This is a genomic window from Coleofasciculaceae cyanobacterium (assembly GCA_036703275.1).
GTDB lineage: Bacteria > Cyanobacteriota > Cyanobacteriia > Cyanobacteriales > Xenococcaceae > Waterburya.
Genome location: DATNPK010000050.1, coordinates 1 through 3,369, shown reverse-complemented (window position 1 = coordinate 3,369; position 3,369 = coordinate 1). Strand labels below are relative to the sequence as shown.

At 37.0% G+C, this 3,369-nt stretch carries 4 protein-coding genes; all 4 read left to right on the top strand.

The genetic code is table 11. The annotated features are described in order from the left end of the window. Window positions 1-108 (top strand): IS1 family transposase (locus tag V6C71_09150; protein HEY9768651.1); only part of this gene is annotated, 108 nt, incomplete at its 5' end. 126 nt (window positions 109-234) lie between these two features. Continuing rightward, window positions 235-1,899 carry an MFS transporter gene (locus tag V6C71_09145; protein ID HEY9768650.1) on the top strand — a complete coding sequence of 555 codons (1,665 nt, stop codon included), beginning with the start codon at window positions 235-237 and terminating at the stop codon, window positions 1,897-1,899. A gap of 703 nt (window positions 1,900-2,602) precedes the next feature. After that, window positions 2,603-2,857, top strand: a complete 255-nt coding sequence (locus tag V6C71_09140; protein HEY9768649.1) for a hypothetical protein — start codon at window positions 2,603-2,605, stop codon at window positions 2,855-2,857. 41 nt (window positions 2,858-2,898) lie between these two features. Next, a complete protein-coding gene (locus V6C71_09135; GenBank protein ID HEY9768648.1) occupies window positions 2,899-3,132 on the top strand; it encodes a hypothetical protein in 234 nt (77 codons plus the stop codon). Window positions 3,133-3,369: the final 237 nt, after the last annotated feature.

The following is a 3,369-nucleotide window of genomic DNA, read 5'->3' as shown; positions in this document are numbered from 1 at the left end:
ATCAAACGTTTAGCCAGAAAAACCATCTGTTTTTCTAAATCGGAAGAAATGCACGATCTTGTGATCGGTTTGTTCATAAATAGATATGAATTTGGCATAGATATCTAAGTATAGATTCAACAGATTTACAACACTACCCTTTTTGATACCTGAATACTTACCTAGGAACTGCTTAAGCTGCGAAAACTTTTCTCTATTAACTATTATCTGATTCATGTAAAAAGTTTACTTAATATGCAACCTGACTTTACAAGCAAGAAAAATCCTGCTCGCGATCGCCAACTTTATATCATTATTGGTGTAACTCTGACCGCGATTATGGGTGGACAAACCATTGCACCTATACTCTCGGATTTAACTGGCGTTTTTGATGTATCTCCCAAAGAGATCGAATTAGTAATGACCATGTTTTTTATTCCCGTGGGCATTGCCACTCCCATTTTGGGCTTACTCGCCGATCGCATTGGTATTAAAAAGGTGTTAATTCCATCTTTATTATTATTTGGTATTGCTGGAGGTTGTAGTTCTTTTGCTCATGATTTTCAAACCCTGCTCGGATGGCGATTTTTGCAGGGTTTGGGGGCAGCTAGTTTAGATTCTTTGGCACTTACCATGATTGCCATGCTCTATCGTGGCAGAGCTTTAGGTCAGGCTATGTCTTTGAATGCCAGCGTGATTGGCATGAGTTCGGCAGTTTATCCCTTGATGGGTGGACTTTTGGGAGGATTGAGCTGGCGTTATCCGTTTTTGGTCTCGGTGGCTGCTTTTCCTCTAATAATGTTAGTTTTGATTGTACTCAAGCTTCCCCAAAAGCCTAGCAATGCTCCAGATGAAGACCTTAAAGTTTATTTAAAAGCTACGTTACAAAGTGTCAATAATCCTGCGGTATTGGGACTATTGTTAGCAGTAGGTTCTTTATTTGTAATTCAATTTGGAGCGTTTATTACTTATCTACCTATTTTGGCAGGAGTTAAGTTTGGTGCTTCTGGAATCCTTAATGGTGTGATTTTGGCTAGTATGTCATTGTCCCTAGCAATCGTTGCTTCCCAGTTAGGAAGATTAGCCGAGCGCATATCAGAAATTACTCTGATTAAGGCAGCTTTTGTAATTATGGCGATCGCAATCGGGATTGTTCCTCTGGTTCAAAATGCCTGGCTATTAATCGTTCCTAGTGTTTTGTTTGGTGTCGGTCAAGCTTTAGCCCTACCTTCTAGCCAAGCAATATTAGCAGGATTGGCCGCAGATAATCGGCGAGCTGCATTTATGGCAGTCAATGCTAGCGTGCAATCATTAGGTCAAGCAGTAGGTCCTTTAATAGGAGGGATATTCTTTAGTTTATGGGGTATGCCAGGTGTCTTTTGGGGGACTAGCTGCTTTTCTTTAATGACGTTGGTATTATTTAATTTGCTTTTACTTCCCAAACCAGAAAAACCCAGACCAGAACCAGAAGAAGTTGCTTCCAAACCAGAAAAACCAACTACAGTTCAAACTCCATCAATCGCAACTCCAGTCTCCTTACCTGAATACGAATTTTCTTCCAAATTCCCCACAATTTTACAATTACACGGCGTTCAATTAATTCATGTTCAAACGAATGAAACAATTGAAATACCAAACACTCAGATTTTGATTCATCTTGGTAAACCCATCAACTCTTTAATTCCAGATATAGATTTGTCTCAATTTCGCCATTCGGGAGTTGTCTCCAAAAGACAGGCTAATATTCGTATTGAGCGAGATAAATACTATATTCAGGATCTAGGTAGCTCTAATGGTACTTATTTAAATAAATATCCCCTGTTACCTGGAAATTGGTATAAATTAAATTCGGGCGATCTCATTGGCTTCGGAAAAGGAAATTTATTAACTTTTACGTTTGATATGGAGTCTGCTGAGTAATACCAATTCCCAAAAGTCACTGGAGACTTGGTGTAGATGTTAAAAAAAAAGCTAATGTCACAAAGGGCTATGCCCGCATATAGTACAAAAATAGCGATCGCTGAATCAGTACAGACATTGAAATCTCTCATGAAGCAACAAAAAACGGTTGTGTCGCATATAATAAGCAGGACAATATATATTTCTTAGAAGATAAAGTAATTTAGGCGGGTATTGCGAATATTGGTTGTGTCGCCAAAACTGAGGAAAGATAGCAAAAATCTAGGAGAAGCATAGTTATTTTTCTAGATTTGCAGGATTGAATTGATTTGTTTTTTAAGAATTGGTATTTTTTGCTCTATTATTTGCCAGACGATTTTAAGATCTACCCGAAAGTACTGGTGAACAAGTAAATTGCGAAAAGTGTTAGGCTTGTAGCCTCAAAAACATTTGTCTTCCCCAGGAAATGAAATATTTACTCAAAGAAAAAGTCTAATAAATAAACAAGTTAATTTATCAAAAATGATCGAACCAATTTCTGGGGGCGACAAGTAAACTAGAAAGAAGACTGGATAAGAGAAACAGCCCTCATACCTTTGATGTAATCAGGCAGTTTGTGAGCTGAAAAACGAAGTAATTCATAAACTACATCCTGGAAAAATACTATTGAATATAGCGGGAGCATCCCACTTTTGTAGTGAGTAAAAATGCTTAATGTAAAATAGTGTCAAAGGAAAAACAGAGATCAAATAACTTTGATAAAACAAAGATGACACCAGAGGAAAAATTAGTAGTTAAAGAAAAGCTAAGAGAAATAGCCAAAATACTTTATCAAGATACGTTATTAGATGAATTGAAGACGTTTGAGACTATAGAATTGAGCGTAAGAAAGCATTTATTAGAAACAGTAGCTCCTGAAATTGGCAATTTTTTTATGATTCAGCAGGGGGGAGCAAAGCAGGAAGAGAGAGAAAAATAAAAACTTGTATTGGTCAAATAAATATTTCAAGTAAGCAAGCAGTGAAATTGAAGCTGAAAAAAGCAACAAGAATTAGTCCTCACCTAGAAAAATGCTGTTTGTTACTTGTGGCAAACAAATCATTTGTCAATGCAGAAAAAGATATCGAGATTCTTACGGGGTTCAAAATTCCCTACAGTACACAACATAGATTAGTCAACAATTATCAGTTTCCAGAGCCAAAGATTAGCAAGAAGGCTAAGTCATTAGGTAGTGTAGCAAAGATGTTGAATTAATCAAATATCTCTGCCAAACTCATACTTATTAATATACAAACCAATCACTAGATCGTGCATCTAAGTAAGCTTAGAAAAGCAGATTGTTTTTACTCTGTAATCTTTTAATTCTATTCCTCAAAGTCAGATGCTTTCTCTCAACAGCGCGATTACACATGGCGAACTAAATTCGCCGTGTCTCGCGCTCAATCTTTTGCATTTTATATTTACTGACAGTTCTTTCTTCTCGATCGAGAT

Excerpts from the sequence above, each read along its gene's own strand:
- V6C71_09145 (HEY9768650.1), top strand. The coding sequence starts at position 235 with ATGCAACCTGACTTTACAAGCAAGAAAAATCCTGCTCGCGATCGCCAA.